General features: G+C 59.9%; 21 protein-coding genes. 15 read left to right on the top strand and 6 right to left on the bottom strand.

Features of this window, described 5'->3' with window-relative positions; translation table 11 throughout:
- Window positions 1-7 precede the first annotated feature (7 nt).
- The 4 genes from J5M73_RS04775 to J5M73_RS04760 all read left to right on the top strand — a co-directional run bounded on the left by J5M73_RS04775 (window position 8) and on the right by J5M73_RS04760 (window position 5,319).
- The gene (locus tag J5M73_RS04775; RefSeq protein ID WP_102860699.1) at window positions 8-1,612 is read left to right on the top strand and encodes a tetratricopeptide repeat-containing response regulator; all 1,605 of its coding nucleotides are present in this window, start codon (window positions 8-10) and stop codon (window positions 1,610-1,612) included.
- The gene (locus J5M73_RS04770) at window positions 1,609-2,298 is read left to right on the top strand and encodes a HAMP domain-containing sensor histidine kinase (protein WP_102860700.1); all 690 of its coding nucleotides are present in this window, start codon (window positions 1,609-1,611) and stop codon (window positions 2,296-2,298) included. Before J5M73_RS04775 ends, J5M73_RS04770 begins: the two co-directional genes overlap by 4 nt.
- A gap of 335 nt (window positions 2,299-2,633) precedes the next feature.
- Window positions 2,634-3,875 carry a glutamine synthetase family protein gene (locus tag J5M73_RS04765; RefSeq protein WP_180988437.1) on the top strand — a complete coding sequence of 414 codons (1,242 nt, stop codon included), beginning with the start codon at window positions 2,634-2,636 and terminating at the stop codon, window positions 3,873-3,875.
- 73 nt (window positions 3,876-3,948) lie between these two features.
- A complete protein-coding gene (locus tag J5M73_RS04760) occupies window positions 3,949-5,319 on the top strand; it encodes an MFS transporter (RefSeq protein WP_102860702.1) in 1,371 nt (456 codons plus the stop codon).
- Between the two features lie 57 nt (window positions 5,320-5,376).
- On the opposite strand, the gene J5M73_RS04755 is transcribed toward J5M73_RS04760, so the two are convergent.
- The 4 genes from J5M73_RS04755 to flgA form a co-directional block, all read right to left on the bottom strand.
- Complete coding sequence (locus J5M73_RS04755) at window positions 5,377-6,123, bottom strand: flagellar brake protein (protein WP_102860703.1); 747 nt, start codon at window positions 6,121-6,123, stop codon at window positions 5,377-5,379.
- 96 nt (window positions 6,124-6,219) lie between these two features.
- Window positions 6,220-6,687: a flagellar protein FlgN gene (locus J5M73_RS04750; RefSeq protein WP_102860704.1), complete on the bottom strand. Its 468-nt coding sequence runs from the start codon at window positions 6,685-6,687 to the stop codon at window positions 6,220-6,222.
- Between the two features lie 48 nt (window positions 6,688-6,735).
- Complete coding sequence (flgM, locus tag J5M73_RS04745; protein ID WP_102860705.1) at window positions 6,736-7,053, bottom strand: flagellar biosynthesis anti-sigma factor FlgM; 318 nt, start codon at window positions 7,051-7,053, stop codon at window positions 6,736-6,738.
- Between the two features lie 151 nt (window positions 7,054-7,204).
- Entirely contained in the window at window positions 7,205-7,966 is a 762-nt protein-coding gene (gene flgA, locus J5M73_RS04740) for a flagellar basal body P-ring formation chaperone FlgA (protein ID WP_102860706.1), read from the bottom strand.
- Window positions 7,967-8,041: 75 nt separating this feature from the next.
- Here flgA and J5M73_RS04735 point away from each other — a divergent pair, with 75 nt between their 5' ends.
- From J5M73_RS04735 to flgE, 6 genes are all read left to right on the top strand, one after another.
- Window positions 8,042-8,974, top strand: coding sequence for a chemotaxis protein CheV (locus J5M73_RS04735; protein ID WP_102860707.1), 933 nt, complete (start codon window positions 8,042-8,044; stop codon window positions 8,972-8,974).
- A gap of 44 nt (window positions 8,975-9,018) precedes the next feature.
- Window positions 9,019-9,846 (top strand): protein-glutamate O-methyltransferase CheR, encoded by an 828-nt coding sequence (cheR, locus tag J5M73_RS04730; protein WP_011062744.1) that lies wholly within the window; start codon window positions 9,019-9,021, stop codon window positions 9,844-9,846.
- Window positions 9,847-10,098: 252 nt separating this feature from the next.
- Window positions 10,099-10,506 carry a flagellar basal body rod protein FlgB gene (flgB, locus tag J5M73_RS04725; RefSeq protein ID WP_102860708.1) on the top strand — a complete coding sequence of 136 codons (408 nt, stop codon included), beginning with the start codon at window positions 10,099-10,101 and terminating at the stop codon, window positions 10,504-10,506.
- A gap of 3 nt (window positions 10,507-10,509) precedes the next feature.
- On the top strand, window positions 10,510-10,953 hold the full coding sequence (flgC, locus tag J5M73_RS04720) for a flagellar basal body rod protein FlgC (RefSeq protein WP_102860709.1): 444 nt from the start codon (window positions 10,510-10,512) through the stop codon (window positions 10,951-10,953).
- 15 nt (window positions 10,954-10,968) lie between these two features.
- Window positions 10,969-11,700: a flagellar hook assembly protein FlgD gene (gene flgD, locus J5M73_RS04715; protein WP_102860710.1), complete on the top strand. Its 732-nt coding sequence runs from the start codon at window positions 10,969-10,971 to the stop codon at window positions 11,698-11,700.
- A 29-nt stretch (window positions 11,701-11,729) separates the two neighbouring features.
- Window positions 11,730-13,073: a flagellar hook protein FlgE gene (flgE, locus tag J5M73_RS04710; protein ID WP_102860711.1), complete on the top strand. Its 1,344-nt coding sequence runs from the start codon at window positions 11,730-11,732 to the stop codon at window positions 13,071-13,073.
- 338 nt (window positions 13,074-13,411) lie between these two features.
- Here the strand turns inward: flgE and J5M73_RS04705 are convergent, their stop codons facing one another.
- A complete protein-coding gene (locus J5M73_RS04705; RefSeq protein WP_102860712.1) occupies window positions 13,412-16,306 on the bottom strand; it encodes a ribonucleoside-diphosphate reductase subunit alpha in 2,895 nt (964 codons plus the stop codon).
- Window positions 16,307-17,063: 757 nt separating this feature from the next.
- Between J5M73_RS04705 and J5M73_RS04700 the strand changes: the two genes are divergently transcribed.
- Together J5M73_RS04700 and J5M73_RS04695 are read left to right on the top strand one after the other, a co-directional pair.
- On the top strand, window positions 17,064-17,786 hold the full coding sequence (locus tag J5M73_RS04700; protein WP_102860713.1) for a response regulator: 723 nt from the start codon (window positions 17,064-17,066) through the stop codon (window positions 17,784-17,786).
- Window positions 17,783-19,393, top strand: a complete 1,611-nt coding sequence (locus tag J5M73_RS04695; protein ID WP_102860714.1) for an ATP-binding protein — start codon at window positions 17,783-17,785, stop codon at window positions 19,391-19,393. Before J5M73_RS04700 ends, J5M73_RS04695 begins: the two co-directional genes overlap by 4 nt.
- Here the strand turns inward: J5M73_RS04695 and J5M73_RS04690 are convergent.
- Window positions 19,362-20,132 carry a 4'-phosphopantetheinyl transferase superfamily protein gene (locus J5M73_RS04690; protein ID WP_102860715.1) on the bottom strand — a complete coding sequence of 257 codons (771 nt, stop codon included), beginning with the start codon at window positions 20,130-20,132 and terminating at the stop codon, window positions 19,362-19,364. The two genes, J5M73_RS04695 and J5M73_RS04690, sit on opposite strands and share 32 nt — an antisense overlap.
- Window positions 20,133-20,353: 221 nt before the next feature.
- Between J5M73_RS04690 and J5M73_RS04685 the strand changes: the two genes are divergently transcribed.
- From J5M73_RS04685 to J5M73_RS04675, 3 genes are all read left to right on the top strand, one after another.
- Window positions 20,354-20,956, top strand: a complete 603-nt coding sequence (locus J5M73_RS04685) for a hypothetical protein (protein ID WP_102860716.1) — start codon at window positions 20,354-20,356, stop codon at window positions 20,954-20,956.
- Between the two features lie 119 nt (window positions 20,957-21,075).
- Window positions 21,076-21,753 (top strand): response regulator, encoded by a 678-nt coding sequence (locus J5M73_RS04680; protein WP_102860717.1) that lies wholly within the window; start codon window positions 21,076-21,078, stop codon window positions 21,751-21,753.
- Window positions 21,750-23,096 (top strand): ATP-binding protein, encoded by a 1,347-nt coding sequence (locus J5M73_RS04675; RefSeq protein WP_102860718.1) that lies wholly within the window; start codon window positions 21,750-21,752, stop codon window positions 23,094-23,096. Before J5M73_RS04680 ends, J5M73_RS04675 begins: the two co-directional genes overlap by 4 nt.
- The last annotated feature ends 12 nt before the right edge of the window (window positions 23,097-23,108 follow it).

The raw sequence follows: 23,108 nt of genomic DNA, 5'->3' as shown, positions 1-23,108 counted from the left end.
ATCTTCGATGCTGGCGTACCACCAAAAGAGCTTTTTGATCGTCGATGATTTCTCGGACTTCCGCAGTTCGGTGCGTTCGATGTTGCGTGAGCTGGGCGTCAAGGACGTGGACACCGCCGATACTGGCGAACAGGCCCTGCGCATGTGCGCGCAGAAGCGCTATGACTTCATCCTCCAGGACTATCATCTGGGCGACGGCAAGAAAAACGGCCAGCAGGTGCTGGAAGACCTGATGCTGGAAAAGCTCATCAGTCATGAGAGCGTGTTCCTCATGGTCACTGCCGAGAGCAGTCAGGCCATGGTACTCAGTGCCCTGGAGCACGAGCCCGATGCCTATCTGACCAAGCCCTTCAACCGTTCCGGTCTGGCCCAGCGCCTGGAGCGGCTGCAGCAGCGCAAGACCCTGCTCAAGCCGATTCTTCAAGCCCTTGATCGGGGCAAGCCGGTGGAAGTGCTCAACGCCTGCATCGCCCTGTGCAAGCAGGACCCGCGTTACGCGCCGTTGTGCCTGCGCTATCGGGCAGATGCCCTGCGCGACATGCATCAGAACGAGCCTTTGGAGCGCCTGTATAACAGTATTCTCGCGGACCGGCCTTTGCCCTGGGCCTACGTCGGCCTGGGGCGCCTGCTGTTCAAGCGCGGGCAGGTCGGCGAAGCCAAGGCCGTCTATGAAAAGGCCCTCAAGGCTTTCCCGATGATGCCCGGGCTTTACGACGGACTGGCGGATGTGCTGGTGGCTGAAGGCGACACCAAGCGTGCCCAGCATGTGCTGGAAGAGGCAGTGCGCCTGTCACCGCTGGCGGTGCGTCGTCAGGCGCTGCTGGGCAAGCTGGCCATGGCCAACGAAGACTTCGACAGCGCTTCCAGGGCTTATCGGCAGGCTGTATCTCAGGGCGCGCAGTCGCGCTTCAAGGACCCGGAAAGCAATCTTGGCCTAGCCCATGCCTTGATCAGCAAGGGCAGTGAAAAGGGCCTGGACACCCGCACCCGCCTGGAGATCAACCAGACCCTGAGTGCTGTGGCCAAGGAAAACCCCACCGACCCCGGACTGCAGATTCGTGCGCGCTTGATGAAGGCCACCAGCCTGCTGCTCAATGATGCGGAAACCGCAGAGAAGCTCACCGAGCAGGCGTTGATGCGCCTGGACGGTATGGAGCAGTTCATGAGTCCCGAAGCGGCATTGCTGGTGGCCAAGCAGCTGCAGATGTTGGGGCAGGCCAGTGCCGGTGCGTCGATGTTGAAAAACTGTGCGGAAATCTACGGCGACGATCCGAAGGTCATGCAGAACATCGCCAAGCTCACCGATGATCCGACTATTCTCAGTTCGTCCAATGCGGCGGCCGACATCAACCGCCAGGGGGTGCGCAGCTACAAGGCGGGCAATCTGAGTGAGGCTCGGGAGCTGTTCCGCAAGGCTTTGGCCATGCAGCCGAAGAACATCAGTATTGCCTTGAACATGGCGCAGTCGCTGTTGCACGGCACAGACCCCAAGACAGACGCGGCGCTCCTGGAAGAATGCCAGGCGTGCCTGAAAATGGTGGGCATGATGCCCGATACCGATGCGCGTTATGCGCGCTACCAGAAGCTGCGAAGCAAGGCGTTTGGCGAATGAACGAAGAGCAACAGGCGCTCGATTTTTCCACGGTGATTGCCTCCACCGTCCATGACATGAAAAATTCCCTGGCCATGCTGATGCAGGCCCATGCCCAGTGGCAGGCCCGTCAGCCCGAGACGCAACTGGCGCCGGAACAGGGGGTGATCGATTACCACTTCGCTCACCTCAACGGCATGCTGGTGCAGCTCTTGGGGCTGTACAAGCTGGGGGTCAACCAGTTGCCGCTGCAACCGGCTTACCACGAGTTGGATGATTTCATCGAAGCGCAACTGGTGAGCCATCAGGATGTGTTCAAGAGTCGTGGAATCTCTGCCACCTATGAGGTCGATCCCTTGAGTCCCCTGGGCTTCTTCGATCGAGAGCTGATTGCTTCGGTGTTGGCCAATTGCATCAACAATGCGCTGCGTTATGCCCGCCATGCGCTGTTGATCACGGTCAGTGATGAAGAGGGGCAGGTGGTGCTGTCCATCAACGATGACGGCGACGGCTACCCGCCAGCGATGATCGAGCGTCAGGCCGATTATGTGCAGGGCATCAATCAGAGCAGCGGCAGCACCGGGCTGGGGCTGTATTTCGCCGGGCGCATTGCCGAGTTGCATCAGCGCAATGGCGTATGCGGACACACCCGCATCAGCAACGGCGGCCCATTAGGCGGCGGGCTGTTCAAGCTGTACTTGCCTTGAGTGTCTGATCGGCGTGCTCGGCTGCGGCCAGGTGTTATCAGGCTGGCCGGGCCCTGGCAGGGGCTGTTCCCTTCTTCTTTTTCAGAGTCGGTGCTGGCCGTGACGTGTGGGTTGCTCACCGGGAGTTCGCGCCTTGCCGGGATTTTATTCTTGCCTGCTTGAAATCCTGAACGGGTGATGCGTATTTTGTACGGGTCGCCGTTCGCGGCTCGTATAACAACAAGGATTGAGTCATGACAACCGATGGCCACAGTTCACTCGCCGAGCGATTGACGGGCATTGATGAGATTGAATGCGTCACTGCGGATCTCAATGGCGTGCCGCGGGGCAAGGTGATGACAGCCGAGGGCTTCCTCGAAGGGCGGCGTTTGCAGATGGCTCGCGGGGTGCTGCTGCAATGCATCATGGGCGGGTATCCGCCGGCACGGTTTTACGGCAGCGACGACGGCGACCTGGCGCTCAATGCCGACCCTCGGCAGATTCATCGTCTGCCCTGGAGCCAGACGCCGCGGGCGCTGGCCATTTGTGACGCGGATGAGCTCAGTGGCGAAAGTTCGCGACTCTCCACCCGCGGCCAACTCAAGCAGGTGATCGCACGCTATGCGGCCCTGGGGCTGGCGCCGGTGGTGGCTACGGAACTGGAGTTTTTCGTGTTCGCCGCCAATGACGATCCGGCACAGGCTTTTCGGCCACCGGTAGGCCTGGACGGTCGACGGGAGGAGGGCTACTCGGCATTCAGTGTCAGCTCCAACAACGGCCTGCGGCCGTTCTTCAAGGAAGTCTACGAGTGCATGGCGGCCCTGGGCCTGCCTCGCGACACCTTCATGCATGAAATGGGTGTCAGCCAGTTCGAGATCAACCTGCTGCACGGCGATCCGCTGTTGCTGGCAGACCAGACCTTCCTGTTCAAGCACCTGCTCAAGGAAGTGGCCCTCAAGCACGGGCTGATCGTGGTTTGCATGGCCAAACCTCTGGCGCATACACCGGGCAGTTCGATGCATATTCACCAGAGCCTGGTGGAGATCGGCAGCGGGCGAAATGTCTTCAGCGACGATGCCGGGCAGCCGACGGCGATGTTCCGCCATTTCATCGGCGGGCTGCAGGCCGGGCTGGCGGACTTCACCGCATTGTTCGCGCCCAACGTGAACTCCTATCAGCGCTTGTGCCATCCTTACGCTTCGCCGAACAATGCCTGCTGGTCCCATGACAATCGGGCTGCGGGGCTGCGTATTCCGGCCAGTTCGCCGGTGGCGCGACGGGTAGAGAATCGCCTGCCGGGCGCGGACGCCAATCCGTACCTGGCGATTGCCGCGAGCCTGGCAGCGGGCTTGCACGGGATCGAGAATGAGCTGGAACCCACGGCGGCGATCCAGGGCGAGTTCGAGGTTCCGGACAATCTGTCGCTGCCTTGTACCTTGCATGCGGCGCTGGAGCGTCTGAAGCGTAGTCAGTTGGCAAGGGAGCTGTTCGGCACTGAGTTCATCGAAGGCTACATCGCTTCGAAGACCATGGAGTTGACCAGCTTCTTTGATGAAATCACTCCCTGGGAGCGGCGTGTGCTAGCGGCCCAGGCATAACCGAACCGTCGCTGGTCGGGCCCTTGTTTGCCAAGGGTCCGACACCTCATTCAAGGAGCCGCTCGGAACGCCGATGCGCCAAATCTGGAAATCCTTTCGAGCGCTTTATTTCGCCTCGCTGATGATGTTGATCGGCTCGGGTCTGCTCAGCACTTATCTGGCTCTTCGCCTGGCCGCCGACCATGTCGATGGCCTGTGGGTGGGGGCCTTGATGGCGGCCAACTATTTCGGCCTGGTATTGGGGGGCAAGCTGGGGCACCGGTTGATTGCCCGGGTCGGGCATATCCGCGCCTACGCTACCTGTGCCGGGATCGTCGGGGCGGCGGTGCTCGGGCACGGATTGGTGGACTGGCTGCCGGCCTGGCTGGTGCTGCGGATGATCGTCGGCCTGGGGATGATGTGCCAGTACATGGTCATCGAAAGCTGGCTCAACGAGCAGGCCGACGCCAATCAGCGCGGGCTGGTGTTCAGCGGCTACATGATTGCCTCTTACCTGGGCCTGGTTCTGGGTCAGTTGATTCTGGTCATGCACCCGGCCCTGGGGTTGGAACTGTTGATGCTGGTGGCCCTGTGCTTTGCCCTGTGCCTGGTGCCGGTGGCCATGACCCGGCGTATTCACCCGGCGCCTCTGCATCCGGCGCCGATGGAGCCGCGCTTCTTTATCAAGCGAGTTCCCCAGTCCCTGAGTACCGTGCTGGGATCGGGGTTGATCGTGGGTTCCTTCTATGGCCTTGCGCCGCTCTATGCGTCGCAGCAGGGCTTGAGTACCGAGCAGGTCGGTCTGTTCATGGGGAGCTGCATTTTTGCCGGTCTGGTGGTGCAGTGGCCATTGGGCTGGTTGTCCGATCGCTATGATCGGGCGTTGCTGATTCGCTGTTTCGCGCTGTTCCTGGCGGTGGTGGCCCTGCCTCTGGCGATCCTGCCGTCGGTCCCTCTGGAGATGCTGTTTGTCCTCGGGTTCCTTTGTTCCCTGGTGCAGTTCTGTCTCTATCCGTTGGCGGTGGCTTTCTCCAATGACCACGTGGAAAGTGATCGTCGGGTGTCGCTGACGGCGATGCTGCTGGTGACCTATGGCGTGGGGGCGAGCATCGGTCCGTTGGCGGCTGGGGTGCTGATGAAGTTGTTCGGCAGTCAGATGCTGTATGCCTTCTTCAGTTTCTTTGCTCTGGTCCTGGTCTGGAGGATTCGGCCGAAGGCGGTGACCAATCTGCATCAGGTGGATGATGCGCCGCTGCATCACGTCGCCATGCCGGACAGCATGTCCAGCTCACCTCTGGTGGCGGCCCTCGATCCACGAGTGGATGAGCAGGTGGTGCAGGATCAGATGCAGACCGCGCCCGCGCCGGACGCCGCGCCTGCAGCGGAGCCTGAGACGCCGCAAGCGTCGGATGAGGCGTCGCCCGATGAATGCGCTCGGGATCATTTAAGCGGGGCTCGGCCCTAGAAACGAGAAACGGGCAGTTGCCGCAAGGCACTGCCCGTTTTCATTGGTGCGTGGGGCTCAGAGATCGTCTTTGTCGAAGCGCCGCGCTTCACGCTGCAACTGATAGACGAAGCGCTCTACCTGACGCTGCACCAGGCCGCTCATGTTGTGGAAACGCACGCCGGCAAAGGTGGTGTCGATACGTTCCTCGTGATGCAGGTAACGCAGTTCGACCGGGGCGGTCATGCTGCCGAAGGGCAGGGCGGCAATAAAGCGCTCGTACACCTGGCCCAGTTGCAGGCGCGAAGAGATGTCGCCGTCGAAGCGCAACTTGCAGCCGGTAGCGGAAATATCCAGCAGCTTGCCGGTCAGAGGGGACTTGAGTTTTTCGCCGCTGAGTTCGATGTCGACCAGTTGCGCCAGCTTGAGTGCGGCGCGGAAGGCGTTGCGGCGCTGGTGGTAAACCACTTCGTCCGGCAGGGTGGCCCGGTAGCAGCGACCGCCATTGGACTCGTCGAGGGTCGGCAGGCCGTTGCTTTCCCAGGCGATGCGCACGCCTTCATGAAAGCCTTCAACACGAAATGGCTCGCCCGCCAGCATGAATCGCTCACCGTCGCGGGGGATCATTTCATCGAGGGCAATCATGTTGCTATCGCGGTCCACTTCCACCAGATAGCTCTGGAAGCGCTGGCTGCGCTCATGGAAAGTGATGATCAGCGGGTCGTGGCTCTCTTGCAGCAGCCGCAGGTTGGAGGAAATTTCCAACGCAGTGGTGAACACCTTAGGTGGCTGCGGAGCATCTTCCGCGTTTGAGGCGTTGAACACGGTTCATCAATCTCCAGACAAAATACAACTACACGCAGGGTCTGGCATTTTGCCAGTATGTTTCACGGCTTGATAGCACGCGCTCATTTTTGGGGCTTAAGCCTGACTGAGTGGGCGGGGCTTCGCAAGCATAGAGGTAGAGCCGCGGGCGTCATAAAGAGCTGGGGGTTCGCCGCCGTTGAGGATTTTCAACTGGTTGGCGGTGGTGGCCTGTTGAATCTGGATCGAGCGGCCGTTGAGTTCGTTGGTGGCCTGGCAGTCGGCGAGCAATTGGGTCAGCAGGTTGCCCTGCTCGAGCAGTTGATCGCCCAGGCTGGAGTGACTGGCCAGTTGTTCGAGGCCTGCACGATTGCTCGGCAGGTTCAGGCTGGCAAGGATCTCTGTGCGCTTACGGCCATGCTGTTCCAGCAATATGACCAGGGCCTGCTTCTGCGCCAGGATATCCTCCAGCAGCGGCATGTCGCGGCCGTGCAGGGCAATGGATTCGGCTCTGAGCAGCTCCAGCAGTTGTTGAGCTGGAGCAAGGTCGTCATTGATCAGTTGCAGTAGATTGATGTCGTGCATGGCTGGCCTTGGGGATTAAGCGTCCAAAAGCCTGGCGCAAGCCTGTGGCTAGCGCTGGGCTTCGAAGTTGAGCAGTTTGCTGGCTACACGGTTGCTGTCGACCTTATAGCTGCCATCGGCAATGGCTTGCTTCAACTCGGCCACGCGGGCCTTGTCGACAGCAGGCTGATCGCGCAGCTTGTCGGTGATTTTCTGCAACTGTTGAGCCTCATTGCTGAGGTGTACCGATTCCCCGCTTTTGCTGGTCTCGGCTGCAGTCGTCAGCGGAGCGGATTTGCCGGCATCACCGGTTTCCTTGCTGGCGCTGGTACGCGTACTGCCTGTCAGTGAGGGGGAGCTGTTTAAACGGCTGAAGTCGATGACCATGATGAAGAAAACCTCTGGGTATTTGGACGCTTGCCATGTTTTCGGCCATACCCTGAAAAACTTTAGGCTCGATTGTCGACGAGCCAGCGCAGGTATCTGCGACCCTTTATCGGCCACAGTTTAGGGAACGAGCGAGTCGAGCGCCAGTTATCTACATGGCCACTTCCACCTGCCCCGGCGCGGTGACGCGAGCCTTGATCACGCGTTGCGAGTTCAGGTTCTTGACCCTGATCTGCTCGCTCATGCCGCCGTTGGACAGTGCTTCCCCCGGCATGCGCACGTTCAAGGTGCCGCTACGTGCCGAAATCACTACCTGATCGCCCTTGCGTACTACTTCAGCCTGTTCCAGGTGACCCAGAGTAATAAGCTGGTCGGCGACCATTGGTCGGACAAGTTTCTGACCAATGGCCTGGTCCACGGAAGTCAGGTAGCCCTGATTGTTCAGGCTGATATCTCTCTCGCGCAATACCACGTCTCCTGGCTCGATGATCCCGGCGCGCTTGAGTGGGCGCGAAGTGGTGACCACTTCGCGAAACAGTTTGACCTGGGCTGGCACGAACACCGTCCAGGGTGAGCCTCCCTCGCAGCGGACCTTGACCGTTACCCGCCCCAGTGGCTGTGCCGGACTTTCCAGGCTCGCTGTCAATTCCTTGTCGCAAGCAGGCATGCGCATGCGCGGATCCAGCTGGTTGACTTGGATTTCGTAGCGTCCTTCCGTTTGACTGGTAGCCAGATAGTCTTCTACGGTGAATTCAAGAAACCCTTGAGTGACGCCGATAAGTAGATCAGGCAGGGTGACCGAATCAGCAACGGCAGGGCCGCCAGGGTTTAGGATACATAGCGCCGACATCCCGCAAAGCAATGCGCGGTAGGGGGATGTCAGGCGTCGGAAAAATGTCGTTTTGGCGTTCATAACAGTTAAAAAGCAAGCGCCGTGCCGTTTAGTGATGAGCGTGCGTCGGATCTTAAAGCTTTGGGGAGTCTGGGCATGGCTGGTGTAATGGATTCGGTAAACCAGCGCACGCAATTGGTTGGGCAGAATCGTCTGGAGTTGCTGCTGTTCCGTCTGGACGGTGAGCAACTCTACGGGATCAACGTATTCAAGGTGCGCGAGGTGCTGCAATGCCCCAAGTTGACCCTGATGCCCAAATCCAACCCTGTGGTGTGCGGTGTCGCGAATATTCGAGGGGCGACCATTCCGATCCTGGATCTGGCAATGGCCACAGGTTCGGGGGGATTGCAGGATCAGAGCAATCCGTTCGTCATTATCACTGAGTACAACACCAAGACTCAGGGGTTTTTGGTGCGCTCGGTGGAGCGTATCGTCAATATGAACTGGGAAGAGATCCATCCGCCGCCCAAGGGCACGGGGCGCGATCACTACCTGACGGCGGTGACTCGGGTGGACAACCAGTTGGTCGAGATCATCGACGTTGAAAAGGTTCTGGCGGAAGTCGCCCCCACCTCCGAGTCTATTTCGGTGGGCGTGGTTGACGTCGAGACTCAGCACAAGGCGGTTTCCTTGCGGGTGTTGACCGTTGACGACTCGTCAGTGGCGCGCAAGCAGGTGACTCGCTGCCTGCAGACTGTGGGTGTCGAGGTGGTGGCGCTGAACGATGGCCGGCAGGCGCTGGACTACCTGCGCAAGCTGGTGGATGAGGGCAAGAAGCCGGAAGAGGAATTCCTCATGATGATTTCCGACATCGAGATGCCCGAAATGGACGGTTACACCCTCACGGCCGAGATACGTAGCGATCCACGCATGCAAAAGCTGCATATCATCCTGCATACTTCGTTGTCAGGGGTGTTCAATCAGGCGATGGTGAAGAAGGTCGGTGCCGATGACTTCCTTGCCAAGTTCCGTCCTGACGACCTGGCATCCCGGGTAGTAGACCGGATCAAAGCAGCAGACCACAGCTGAGGGCATCAGCCCCCGGCGAACATAAGATTTAAGAGGCGGCAGCATTGTCTACGGGTAATTTGGATTTTGAACAGTTCCGGGTCTTCCTGGAAAAAGCCTGTGGTATTTTGCTCGGGGAAAACAAGCAATATCTTGTCTCGAGCCGTCTCAACAAACTGATGGAACAGCAAGGCATCAAAACCTTGGGTGAGCTGGTTCAGCGGATTCAGACCCAGCCGCGCAGCGGATTGCGCGAGATGGTGGTGGATGCGATGACGACCAACGAAACCTTGTGGTTTCGTGACACCTATCCCTTCGAAGTATTGAAGAACAAGGTGCTTCCCGAAGCCATCAAGGCCAGCCCCAATCAGCGCTTGCGGATCTGGTCGGCGGCATGCTCGTCGGGGCAGGAGCCCTACTCCTTGTCGATGTCCATCGATGAGTTCGAGCGCAGCAACATGGGCCAGTTGAAGATGGGGGTGCAGATTGTTGCTACCGATCTGTCCGGGACCATGCTCAATAACTGCAAGACCGGCGAATACGACAGCTTGGCCATCGGCCGTGGTTTGTCGGCCGAGCGCCTGCAGCGCTACTTCGACCCTAAAGGGCCGGGTCGCTGGGTGGTCAAGGCGCCGATCAAGAGCCGGGTGGAGTTTCGCTCGTTCAACCTGCTGGACAGTTACGCCAGCCTTGGCAAGTTCGACATCGTGTTCTGTCGCAATGTGCTGATCTACTTCTCGGCTGAGGTCAAGAAGGACATCCTGATGCGCATTCACAGCACGCTGAAGCCTGGTGGCTACCTGTTCCTGGGCGCTTCCGAAGCGCTCAATGGTCTGCCGGATCATTATCAGATGGTGCAATGCAGCCCTGGAATCATCTACCAGGCGAAATGATGGGCGGTTGCAGCAATAGAAAAGGAGGCCTCAGGGCCTCCTTTTTTGTGGGTGCCATTTTATCGGGTGGCCGGACTAAAAGCGGCAGGTCGATTGCCGCTTTGCCGGCGTTTCGCGGAAATCCATTGCCGCTTTTCTGGCATTGCCGCCTTGCCGCTGCCGTAGAACCCTTGATTTATGGGGGTCTTTGACTTGGCACGTAGCTTGCTAAGTCAAGGTTACGAAAAATCAGGTCACCCAAAGGTTTCCGACATGAGCATCAGCTTCGATAAAGCGCTCGGTATTCACGAACAAGCGCTTGGCTTTCGCGCCAAGCGTGCCGAAGTGCTGGCCAACAACATCGCCAACGCCGACACCCCGAACTACAAGGCTCGGGATCTGGATTTCTCCGCTGTGCTCGCCGAGCAGAACGAAAAGGTCAAGAGCGGCACCTTCGCGTTGAACATGACCAACACCCGGCATATCGAAGCCCAGGGCCTGAGCAGTGGCGCCGAATCGCTGCTGTATCGCACGCCGATGCAACCCTCGATCGACCAGAACACCGTGGATGCCCAGTTGGAGCAATCGAGCTACGCACAGAACTCGGTGGACTTCCAAGCCAGCTTCACGCTGCTCAACAGCAAATTCAAAGGGCTGGTTGCAGCCCTGCGCGGAGAGTAATCCATGTCCCTTGCCAGTGTTTTCAATATTGCCGGTAGTGGCATGAGCGCTCAGACCACTCGTCTGAACACCGTCGCCAGTAACATCGCCAACGCCGAGAGCGTGTCGTCGAGCATCGACCAGACTTACCGCGCTCGTCATCCGGTGTTTGCCACCATGTTCCAGGGCGCCCAGAGCGGTGGCAGCGATTCGCTGTTCCAGAACCAGGATGCTGCTGGCCAAGGCGTTCAGGTGCTGGGCGTGGTGGAAGACCAGAGCAATCTGGAAGCTCGCTACGAACCGAATCATCCGGCTGCAGATGCCAAGGGCTACGTCTTCTACCCCAATGTCAACGTGGTGGAAGAAATGGCCGACATGATTTCCGCCAGTCGCTCGTTCCAGACCAACGCTGAAATGATGAATACCGCCAAAACCATGATGCAGAAGGTCCTGACCCTGGGTCAGTGATAAGGGGCGAAGCCAATGAGCGTTACTGATACCACCAGCGGTCCGTCCCTCAAGGATGTACTGGCCAACTCGTCGAAGAAGACCGCGAACACCACCAGCGCCGATGGCCTGGCGGCAGCGACGAACAGCGCCACCGGCAAGCAGGCCCTGGGCAAGGACGCGTTCCTCAAGTTGCTGGTGACCCAGCTGAACAACCAGAACCCGCTGGATCCACAGGACAACAGTGCGTTCGTTGCCCAGTTGGCGCAGTTCTCCACCCTGGAAGGGATCACGACCCTTAATACCTCGGTGAACTCCATCACTGGCAATTACAAGTCGTCTCAGGCTCTGCAGGCTTCGTCCCTAGTCGGTCGCTCGGTGATCGTCCAGTCCGGCACCACACAGGTTGACACCAGCAAGAGCATGACCGGTTCGGTGACCGTTCCGTCCAGCGTCAGCTCGGTCAAGGTGACCATCACCGACAAGGATGGCAACACCGTCAAGACCATCGACATGGGCAGCCAGAAGGCCGGCAACGCCAGCTTTGTCTGGGATGGCACCATGACCGATGGCACCAAGGCGGCCCCGGGTAACTACACCTTCAAGGCCAGCACCACCATTGATGGCAAGGGCACTGACCTGATCACCTACCTGCCGGCGACGGTCAACAGCGTCACCATCAGCCAGACCGGCGGAGAGTTGATGCTGAACCTGGCAGGGATGAGCAGCCCGATTGCCCTGTCCAAAGTACAAACCATTGGTATCTAGAGCCGACTAACCGGCACAAGGAGTGGAATATGTCTTTCAATATCGGCCTTAGCGGTCTCTACGCTGCCAACAAACAGCTGGACGTCACCGGTAACAACATCGCCAACGTCGCGACCACTGGTTTCAAGTCTTCCCGCGCTGAATTCTCCGACGTTTACTCGGCCACCAAGCTGGGCAGCGGTACTCAGGTGATTGGTAACGGCGTACGCCTGTCCAACGTTTCTCAGCAGTTCACTAACGGTGATATCAACAACACCGGCAACGTACTGGACATGGGCATTCAGGGGCAGGGCTTCTTCGTGCTCAGCACCAATGGCTCGCTGACCTACACCCGTGCCGGTACCTTCAAGACCGACAAGGAAGGCTTCATCACCAACAGTGATGGCACTGCGCGCCTGCAAGGTTATGCCGTAGACGCCAACGGCAAGATCATCAACGGTGTACTGACCGACCTGCGGATCGATACCTCGAACCTGGCGCCCAAGCCAACCGACTCGATCTCCTCGACGATCAACCTGAACTCCGATTCGACTCCGATCAATGTGGCCTCGACCGCTCCGGTCTATGTGTTCAATCCGACCGACAACACCACCTACACCAAGTCGTTCAGTACCCCGGTGTATGACTCTCAGGGCAACAAGCACGTCATGGATCAGTACATGATCAAGACGCCGAACCCCAATGAGTGGCAAACCTACACGCTGATTGATGGTCGCAACCCGGACGGTACTGCATTCAGCATGGCCAACCAGTCGCCGATCACCATGACGTTCGACTCGTCGGGCAAGCTCAGCACCATTACCCCGCCAGCTGCGCCAGGGACTACGCCGTACACCATAGCCGGCAACAAAATTGTCATGTCGGCTGCCGCCTGGACTCCGGGTACCGTCACCAATGGCGTATTCGCCCCTAACGGTGCCAAGCCTGCGGCGAACGGTGTCAGCATCGACATGACCAAAACCGGTTCGGTGTTCGGCGAAAGCACTCGCTCGGTCATCGCGCAGAACGGCTACTCCACCGGTCAGATCAGCAGCCTGACCATCGATGGCACCGGCGTGATGCTGGCCAACTTCAGCAACGAGCAGACCAAGGCGATCGGTCAGATCTCCCTGGCCAGCTTCACCAACGAGCAAGGTCTGCAGCCGGTAGGCGGCACTCAGTGGAAAGAGACCTACTCGTCCGGTATTCCAGGTTATGACGCACCGAAGACCGGCACCCTGGGAGCGATCCAATCCAACTCCCTGGAAGAGTCCAACGTCAACCTGACCAACGAGCTGGTGAACCTGATCAAGGCGCAGAGCAACTATCAGGCGAACGCCAAGACCATCTCCACTCAGAGCACCATCATGCAGACCATCATCCAGATGACCTGATACCGGTTCGCTTGAGCGCTACACAAAAAGCCCCTCAATGAGGGGCTTTTTCATGCCTGTTTGCTGCCATCCAGTTCCTTTATTGGTGTTGGGTTCGTAGGCGTGCGCTGGTGGGGGGGGCTTTGCAGGCGTGCAAGCTTGTATCGCAGGTGGCTGGCTTGTTGTCGGGGCTGGCTTGCCAGTGAAGGCGTCCTTGAGGCTTGCGCACGCTTGGATGGTGAGGCTTGTTCATTGCTAAGCCGGCTTCTACAGCTTTGTTGCGGGCAAAAGAAAACCCCCGATAAGCCGCAGGCCTATCGGGGGTTGGCACAGGCGCCATGGGCGCCTGTCAGCTCAGCTTATTGGCAAGCTTCGCAATCCGGCTCGTCGATGGCGCAAGCCTTCGGCACTGGAGCAGGGCCGGCAGGCGCTGCCAGGACCGAGTCGTCACCGTGGTTGCCGCCGCTGGAGACAGCGTTCAGCTTGCCGGTGTTGATGGTCGACTTCTCGGTGCTGGTAGCGGCCAGGGCACGGAGGTAGTAAGTGGTTTTCAGGCCACGGTACCAAGCCATGCGGTAGGTCACGTCCAGCTTCTTGCCCGAGGCGCCGGCGATGTACAGGTTCAGCGACTGAGCCTGGTCGATCCACTTCTGGCGACGGCTGGCAGCGTCGACGATCCACTTGGTTTCCACTTCGAAGGCGGTCGCGTAGAGCTCTTTGAGTTCTTGCGGGATGCGCTCGATCTGTTGCACCGAACCGTCGTAGTACTTCAGGTCGTTGATCATCACCGAGTCCCACAGACCGCGAGCCTTGAGGTCGCGAACCAGGTACGGGTTGATCACGGTGAATTCGCCCGACAGGTTCGATTTCACGTAGAGGTTCTGGTAGGTCGGTTCGATCGACTGCGATACGCCGGTGATGTTGGCGATGGTCGCGGTCGGTGCGATGGCCATGATGTTGGAGTTACGAATGCCTTTCTGCACGCGGGCACGAACCGGTGCCCAGTCCAGGGTTTCGTTGAGGTCCACATCGATGTACTTCTGGCCGCGAGCCTCGATCAGGATCTGTTGCGAGTCCAGCGGCAGGATGCCTTTGGACCACAGCGAGCCCTGGAACGTCTCATAGGCGCCGCGCTCGTCGGCCAGGTCGCAGGAAGCCTGGATCGCGTAGTAGCTGACCGCTTCCATGGACTTGTCGGCGAACTCGACGGCAGCGTCGGAACCGTAGGCGATGTGCTGCAGGTACAAAGCGTCCTGGAAGCCCATGATGCCCAGTCCCACTGGACGGTGCTTGAAGTTGGAGTTCTTCGCTTGCGGCACCGAGTAGTAGTTGATGTCGATCACGTTATCGAGCATGCGCACGGCGGTGTTCACGGTGCGTTCCAGCTTGGCGGTGTCCAGCTTGCCGTTGACGATGTGGTTCGGCAGGTTGATCGAGCCCAGGTTGCAGACGGCGATCTCGTCCTTGTTGGTGTTCAAGGTGATCTCGGTGCACAGGTTCGAACTGTGGACCACGCCCACGTGCTGCTGCGGGCTGCGCAGGTTGCACGGGTCTTTGAAAGTCAGCCATGGGTGGCCGGTTTCAAACAGCATGGAGAGCATCTTGCGCCACAGGTCTTTGGCCTGGATGGTCTTGAACAGCTTGATCTTGCCCGGGTACTCGGTCAGGGCTTCGTAGTACTCGTAGCGCTCTTCGAAGGCCTTGCCGGTCAGGTCGTGCAGGTCCGGTACTTCGGATGGCGAGAACAGGGTCCACTTGCCGTCATCGAAGACACGCTTCATGAACAGGTCCGGGATCCAGTTGGCGGTGTTCATGTCGTGGGTACGACGACGATCATCACCGGTGTTCTTGCGCAGCTCGATGAACTCTTCGATGTCCATGTGCCAGGTTTCCAGGTAGGCGCAGACAGCGCCCTTGCGCTTGCCGCCCTGGTTGACTGCTACTGCGGTGTCGTTGACCACTTTCAGGAAGGGGACGACGCCCTGGGACTTGCCGTTGGTGCCCTTGATGTAGGAACCCAGCGCACGTACCGGAGTCCAGTCGTTGCCCAGGCCGCCGGCGAATTTCGACAGCATGGCGTTGTCGTGGATGGCGCCGTAGATGCCCGACAGATCGTCCGGGACAGTGGTCAGGTAGCAGCTCGACAGCTGTGGACGCAGGGTACCGGCGTTGAACAGGGTCGGGGTCGAGGCCATGTAGTCGAAGGACGACAGCAGGTTGTAGAACTCGATGGCACGGTCTTCGCGTTGCTTCTCTTCGATTGCCAGGCCCATGGCCACGCGCATGAAGAAGATCTGCGGCAGTTCGAAACGCACGCCATCCTTGTGGATGAAGTAACGGTCGTACAGGGTTTGCAGGCCCAGGTAGGTGAACTGCTGGTCGCGCTCGTGGTTGATCGCCTTGCCGAGTTTCTCCAGGTCGAACTCAGCCAGCACCGGGTTCAGCAATTCGAACTCGATACCCTTGGCGACGTAGGCCGGCAGTGCCTTGGCGTACAGGTCGGCCATTTCGTGATGGGTGGCGCTCTCGGCGACCTCGAGGAAACCCAGGCCTTCGGCGCGCAGGGTGTCCATCAGCAGGCGGGCGGTGACGAACGAGTAGTTCGGCTCGCGCTCGACCAGGGTGCGGGCGGTCATCACCAGGGCGGTGTTGACGTCTTTCAGGGCCACGCCGTCGTAGAGGTTCTTCAGGGTTTCGCGCTGGATCAGGTCGCCATCGACTTCTTCCAGGCCTTCGCAGGCTTCGCTGACGATGGTGTTCAGGCGGCCCATGTCCAGGGGAGCGAAGCTGCCATCGGCGCGGGTGATGCGGATCGAAGGGTGGGCTTGTACCGTCTCTTCGCCGCTGGAGCGAGTGGCACGTTCCTTGGCGCGGGAGTCACGGTAGATCACGTAGTCGCGGGCAACTTTCTGCTCGCCGGCGCGCATCAGGGCCAGTTCGACCTGGTCCTGGATCTCTTCGATGTGGATGGTGCCGCCCGAAGGCATGCGACGCTTGAAGGTCGCGGTGACCTGTTCGGTCAGGCGCGCCACGGTGTCGTGGATTCGCGACGAGGCAGCGGCAGTGCCGCCTTCAACTGCGAGGAACGCTTTGGTGATAGCGACGGTGATCTTGTCATCGGTGTAAGCAACGACAGTGCCGTTTCGCTTGATCACGCGCAATTGGCCAGGGGCGGTAGCAGACAGATCCAGGTTGGAATCGGCGGCCTGCGGCGCATTGGCCTGCGGGTTCTCGCGAGTTGTGTCGGTTTGCATGGGTGTCTCCACGTTCTCTATGTTTGTTTGGGCACCAATGAGGTGCCCACCGTTCCGTCCTGAAGCACTACAGCCGGCAGAGGCCGGGCATAACGACTTCGGGACAGTTCAGGAAGGGGGCTATTGGCGCCGCTTCCATGCCGAAGTCATGGTGTCGAGCCTGGGCTCGGCACCTTATTCCTGGTGGGTGACAGTCTTGTTGCTGCAACACCCGTACCGCTTTCTCCTGGACAGGGTGGAAAACGATGCCATCCGCACGCGCGGTCTTGGTCTTCTGAAACAGCGATTGGTTCCACCAAACGGGGCAAGAAAAGGGCTTGAGTTTCTTGTCTGAAGTGTGTTTGGTTTTTTGCGTAAAACCCTAGATATAGGTGTTTTTGGCCGGCGGGCTACAAGATAATGCGTTTTGGGGGCTGATTGCAACGTGCTGCCTGTGGATAAGGTTGTGCGTAAATTGTGTATGGACTGGGTAAAACTCGCGCAGGCCGCAGTCCTAGTGCATGGAACCGTTTGTCACTGTTTTTTACCGCCTGAAATTGCCTTGGGCGGATTTTTGCGGGCGCGAACCCTATCACAAAAAATCCCCCTGACCGAGTCGTTTTAGTCGCTTGTGTGGGGGCCGATCCCGGTTGCTACAATCCGTCGCGGTCCATGAGTTGCTGGCGACGTTTTCCATGGCCGGTTATCCGTCTTTTTCATGACAAAAAGACGGGTGCTTTCTTTCCAGTGAATGCTGGCAATAAAAAAGAGGTCAAGCGTGGAGCAAGAAGCCTGGCAGGTACTGATTGTCGAGGATGACCAGCGTCTGGCTGAGTTGACCCGTGAATATCTCGAAAGCAACGGCCTGCTGGTGGCCATCGAGGGCAACGGCGCCCGGGCTGCTGCCAGGATCATTGCCGAGCAGCCAGACCTGGTGATTCTCGACCTGATGCTGCCCGGTGAAGACGGCCTGAGTATCTGTCGCAAAGTCCGGGGTCGCTATGACGGGCCAATCCTCATGCTCACCGCCCGCACCGATGACATGGATCAGGTCATGGGCCTGGACCTGGGGGCCGATGACTACGTCTGCAAGCCGGTACGCCCACGGTTGTTGCTGGCGCGGATCCAGGCCTTGCTGCGGCGTAGCGAAGCAGCGGAGCCTGCCCAGGAGAAAACCCGGCGCCTGCAATTCGGTCCTCTGGTGGTGGACAACGCCCTGCGTGAGGCATGGCTGAGCGATGTCGGCATCGAGCTGACCAGTGCCGAGTTCGATCTGTTGTGGCTGCTGGTGGTGAATGCGGGGCGGATACTGTCCCGTGAGGAGATCTTCACCGCTCTGCGCGGCATAGGTTATGACGGCCAGGACCGTTCCATCGATGTGCGCATCTCGCGCATCCGGCCCAAGATCGGCGACGACCCGGAGCATCCGCGGCTGATCAAGACCATTCGCAGCAAGGGCTATCTGTTCGTTCCTGAAGCCGCCGCCGAATTGCCCTCGTGAACTCCATCTTCCTGCGGATCTATGGCGGTATGTGCGCCGCGCTGATCCTGGTGGCGCTGCTGGGGGTGCTGGCTCTGCACCTGCTCAACGAGGTGCGCAGCGAGCAGTACCGCGAACGACTGGCCCACGGCACCTTCTCGCTGATGGCGGATAACCTCAAGCCCATGAGCGAGATCGAGCGTCGCCGTGCCTTGGCCGTGTGGGAGCGGCTGTTGGGGATTCCCCTGAGCCTGAAGACCTTCAACCAGACCGACCTGGACAGCAGCCAGCGTGGCCGGGTGCTGCGCGGACAGGCGCTGGTGGAGCAGATCGGGCCCTATGCCGCCCGGGTCTATCGCCTGGTCAGCGAGAAGGAGCAGTTGCTGCTCAGTGCCGAAGTGCAACAGATCAGCGAGCAATTGGCCCGGGCAACCATCTATCTGTTGGCGGACGAGTTGGTACGGTATCCGGTGGCGGAGCAGCCTGAGCGCCTGGCGGCATTGAAGAAGGCCAAGGGGTTTGGTTTCGATATGCACCTGTCCACCCTGGATGCCGCCGATATGGATGAGGACCAGCGCCGACGGGTGGCCGAGGGCGATACGGTGATGGCCCTGGGCAAGGGCGGTGATTCGATCCGGGTATTTGCGGGGTTGGTGGGTACGCCCTGGGTGCTGGAAATCGGCCCTCTGTATCAGATGAACCCTTATCCGCCGCAATGGCTGGTGCTGATTGCCGTGCTCGGCCTGAGCTTGATCGGCCTGATCGTCTATTTATTGGTACGCCAACTGGAGCGACGTCTCAGCGGCCTGGAATCGGCGGCCACGAAAATTGCCAAGGGCAGCCTGGAAACCCGCGTGCCGGCTCGTGGTGTGGATTCGGTGGGGCGCCTGGCGGCTGCATTCAACGGCATGGCCGAGCATTTGCAACGCTTGTTGGCGATCCAGCGCGAACTGGTGCGGGCGGTCTCTCATGAGTTGCGTACACCAGTGGCTCGGTTGCGTTTTGGTCTGGAGATGATTGCTTCGGCAAATACCGATCAGGCGCGACAGAAGTACCTGGATGGCATGGATCACGATATTCAGGACCTGGATCGTCTGGTGGACGAGATGCTCACCTATGCCCGCCTGGAACAGGGCTCGCCGGCCTTGAACTTCCAGCGTATCGACCTGGATGCCCTGATTAACCAAGTGATCAGCGAACTGGCACCCTTGCGGGCCAACCTCAAGGTCCAGCGTGGGCTGTGCCTGTCCGACGCCGAGTGCGACGGGGCCTGGGTTGAGGCCGAGCCGCGCTATCTGCACCGGGCGCTGCAGAATCTGGTGAGCAATGCCATGCGCCATGCGGAATCCCAGGTCACGGTCAGTTATCAGGTGGGCCAGTTGCGCTGTCGGGTGGATGTGGAGGATGACGGTCCCGGCGTGCCGGAAAGTGCCTGGGAAAAGATCTTCACGCCTTTTCTGCGCCTGGATGACAGTCGTACCCGGGCTTCCGGCGGTCATGGGCTGGGGCTGTCGATCGTGCGGCGAATCATCCACTGGCACGACGGTCGGGCCCTGATCAGCCAGAGCAAGAGCCTCGGGGGCGCCTGCTTCAGCCTCAGCTGGCCCCGGCAGCAGGAGCCCCGCTGAGGATTGTCGGCGGGGCGGCCTTGATGGCGATCAGACTGAGCAACTGGTTGTCCTCGACCACGAACTGCCCCTGTAGCTCACTGCCGTGGTGCCATTCATCGCTCAGGTCCGTCAGTAGGCGCACTCGGACCTGGCCCTCGAGAGACCACTCCAGTACTTCGGCGTGTTCGAAGTAGAAGTTTTTGTGCACCAATGGATACAGGGTCTTGTACAGGCTTTCCTTGATCGAGAAGGTCAGGGTCACTGCCAGGGCGTGCAACGCGGGGGGCAACAGGTCCCGGCGTTGCAGTTCCGCCGGCGTGAGGATCTGCTCAGCCAGATTGGCCGCGCGTTCATTGCTCAGCAGCTTTTCCAGGTCTATTCCCAAGGCTCGCCAGTGCTGTTTGTCGGCGACGATGGCGGCGGCGCGGCCGGTGCCGTGGGTAATGGAACCGCAGATATGCTCGGGCCAGATCGGCGCCCGGTCGGCGCCGATCGGAGGAACCCAATCCACATTCTGCAGTTGCCACAGGGCGGCCCGGGCGCACAGGCGTCCGGCCAGGAATTCGGCCTGGCGCTTGGCCACCGAGCGCTGGATGTTGGGCGGCGCTTCAATGCCGCTGCGCTGGAAATCGTCCGCGGCCAATTGCCCGGGATCGAACCGAGTGCTCAGCCAAAGGGTATGGGGCAAGGCCTCCGGCAGGGGCCAGGAGGCATCTAGAGAGGTACAGCAAGCGGGGAGAGGAGGGAGTGCATTCATGGCCGCTAGTTTGCCGGGTTGAAGAGTTCGAGGGTAGCGGTGTGTGGTGCAGAGAGGGGACTCAGAAAGCTGGGCGAGAGCGTTGTGCAGGTTGAAATGCCTCAAGACAGCTAGATGGATCTGGTTCAGGCGAGGTTAAGAGTGTGTTCAGGGGGAGTTCAGGGCGGGCTGTTTACTCTAGCCCCGTACCCAAAAAGCCAATAGCGCAAAGGAAACTTCCTATGACTTCATTGAAAAAACTGATCCTGGCCTTTACCGTTCTCGGCGCCAGCGCCGCCGTCCAAGCCGCTGACAGTAACTTCGCCAGCCTGACCTACGGCCAGACCAGCGACAAGGTTAAAAAATCAAGCCAGCTCAACAGCAATCTCGGGCATCCGAACGCCGATGGTGTGATCGGCAAGGACAACACTTGGGGTGTGCGTTTCGGTCAACAGAATGACCAGGGCCGTTACTACGCCACTTACGATTACGTTTCCGGCTCTCACAATGGCATTAAACTGCGTCAGCAAAATCTGCTGGGCAGTTACGATATGTTCCTGCCGGTGACCAGCAGCACCAAGCTGTTTGGCGGTGCTACCGCCGGCTTGACCAAGCTGACCCAGGAATCCCCGGGCTTCAGCCGCGACAGCGACATCGGTTACGCGGTGGGAGTGCAGGCGGGTGTCCTGCAGCAGGTTTCACAAAATACCTCGGTAGAGCTCGGCTACCGTTACCTGCGCAGCAATGCCGGGACCGAGATGAGCGAGCGGGGCGGCAGCAAGCAAGGTTCCTTGAGCCTTACCAGCAGTGCCCAGACTTATCTGTCGGCCAACTACGCTTTCTGATAAGCGGCCTGGCCTGAACCGCGCCGGACTGTGCCTTGGGCACGGTCCGGCGCTGGCGCATTGATCGTCAGGGCGCAGGGGCGCCCTCGGAGATGTCGAATTTTGCCTGGGAGAGCGTTATGAAGTTGCTGGTCGTCGAAGATGAGGCGCTGTTGCGCCATCACCTGCAAACCCGCCTCACCGACAGTGGCCATGTGGTCGAGTCCGTGGCGAACGCCGAGGAGGCGTTGTATCAGACCGAGCAGTTCAATCACGACCTGGCGGTGATCGACCTGGGATTGCCCGGCATGGGCGGACTGGACCTGATCCGTCAGTTACGTGCCCGTGGCAAGACGTTTCCGATCCTCATCCTCACCGCCCGCGGCAATTGGCAGGACAAGGTCGAAGGCCTGGCCGCCGGTGCCGACGACTATGTGGTCAAGCCGTTTCAGTTCGAAGAGCTGGATGCACGGCTCAATGCGTTGCTGCGGCGTTCCAGCGGTTTTACCCAGTCCACCATTATTGCCGGCCCTTTGCTGCTGGACCTGAATCGCAAGCAGGCGTCCATGGATGATCAACCCCTGGCCCTGACCGCCTACGAATACCGGATCCTCGAGTACCTGATGCTCCATCACCAGCAGGTGGTGGCCAAGGACCGGCTGATGGAGCAGTTGTACCCGGACGATGACGAGCGTGATCCGAACGTCATCGAGGTGCTGGTGGGGCGGCTGCGGCGCAAGCTGGAGGGGCCGTCGGGCTTCAAGCCGATTGATACGGTGCGCGGCCTGGGCTATCTGTTCAACGAGCGCTGCCGATGATTCGATCGCTGCGGCTGCGGCTGATGCTGGCGGCGACCACCTTGGCGGTGCTGTTCATGCTGGCGTTGCTGCCGGCCATGCAGGGGGCCTTCAGCCTGGCGCTGCAGGACTCCATCGAGCAGCGCCTGGCTTCCGACGTCACCACCCTGATTTCGGCGGCGCGGATTGAAAACAACCGCCTGCAGATGCCCGCACAACTGCCGGACGAGCGCTTCAATCTCGCCGACAGTCGCTTGCTGGGCTACATCTATGACCGAGAGGGGCACCTGGTCTGGCGCTCCCGGGCCACCCAGGAAGAGAACATCAATTACCGGCCGCGGTACGACGGGCGCGGTAACGAGTTCGCCAGAATCCGTGAAGCCAATGGCCAGGAGTTCTTCGTCTACGACGTCGAGATCAAGTTGTTGGGGGGCAAGAACGCGGCTTTCAGTATCGTTGCACTGCAACCGGTGCGTGAGTACCAGCAGACTCTGGAAGGGGTCAGGGAAAACCTCTATCTAGGCTTTGGTGCGGCGTTGCTGGTGCTGCTGGCATTGCTCTGGCTGGGGTTGACCTGGGGTTTGCAGGCCCTGCGACGCTTGAGCCAGGAATTGGACCAGATCGAGAGCGGTACCCGCCAAAGCCTCAGTGAGGAGCATCCGCGAGAGCTGTTGCGCCTGACCGGCTCCTTGAACCGTCTGCTGCAAAGCGAGCGCGAGCAGCGTAGCCGCTACCGCGACTCCCTGGATGACCTGGCCCACAGCCTGAAAACCCCGTTGACGGTGTTGCAAGGGGTCAGCGAGGACATGGCGCAACGGCCTCAGGATCGGGAGCAGGCCTGGGTCCTGCAGGCGCAGATCGAGCGCATGAGTCAGCAGATCAGCTACCAGTTGCAGCGTGCCAGCCTGCGCAAAAGTGGCCTGGTGCGCCATCAGGTGCGTCTGCGGCCGGTGCTGCAAAGCCTGTGCGACACCCTGGACAAGGTCTATCGCGACAAGCAGGTGCGCGTGTCCTTCGATTTGCCCGAGCGCTGCTATGTGCCGATCGAGCACGGGGCCTTGCTGGAATTGCTTGGCAACCTGCTGGAGAACGCCTACCGCCTGTGCCTGAGCTCGGTACGCATCAGTGTGCGCGAGACTCTGGATGGCTCAGAGCTGTGTGTGGAGGACGATGGCCCTGGTGTGCCACCCGATCAGCGGGCGCGGATTCTCCAACGTGGCGAGCGTCTTGATCGCCAGCACCCAGGGCAGGGCATAGGCCTGGCGGTGGTCAAGGACATCATCGAAAGTTATGGCGCGCAGTTGACCCTGGGGGATTCAGCCTTGGGCGGTGCGGCCTTCAGGATTCACTTCCCGGCCCTGTAAAGGGCGCTTTGG

It is taken from the genome of Pseudomonas sp. 50_B (assembly GCF_017491625.1).
Taxonomy (GTDB): Bacteria; Pseudomonadota; Gammaproteobacteria; order Pseudomonadales; family Pseudomonadaceae; genus Aquipseudomonas; species Aquipseudomonas danubii.
The sequence above is the reverse complement of the archived record's forward strand: the minus strand, read 5'-3'. Positions and strand labels throughout refer to the sequence as shown.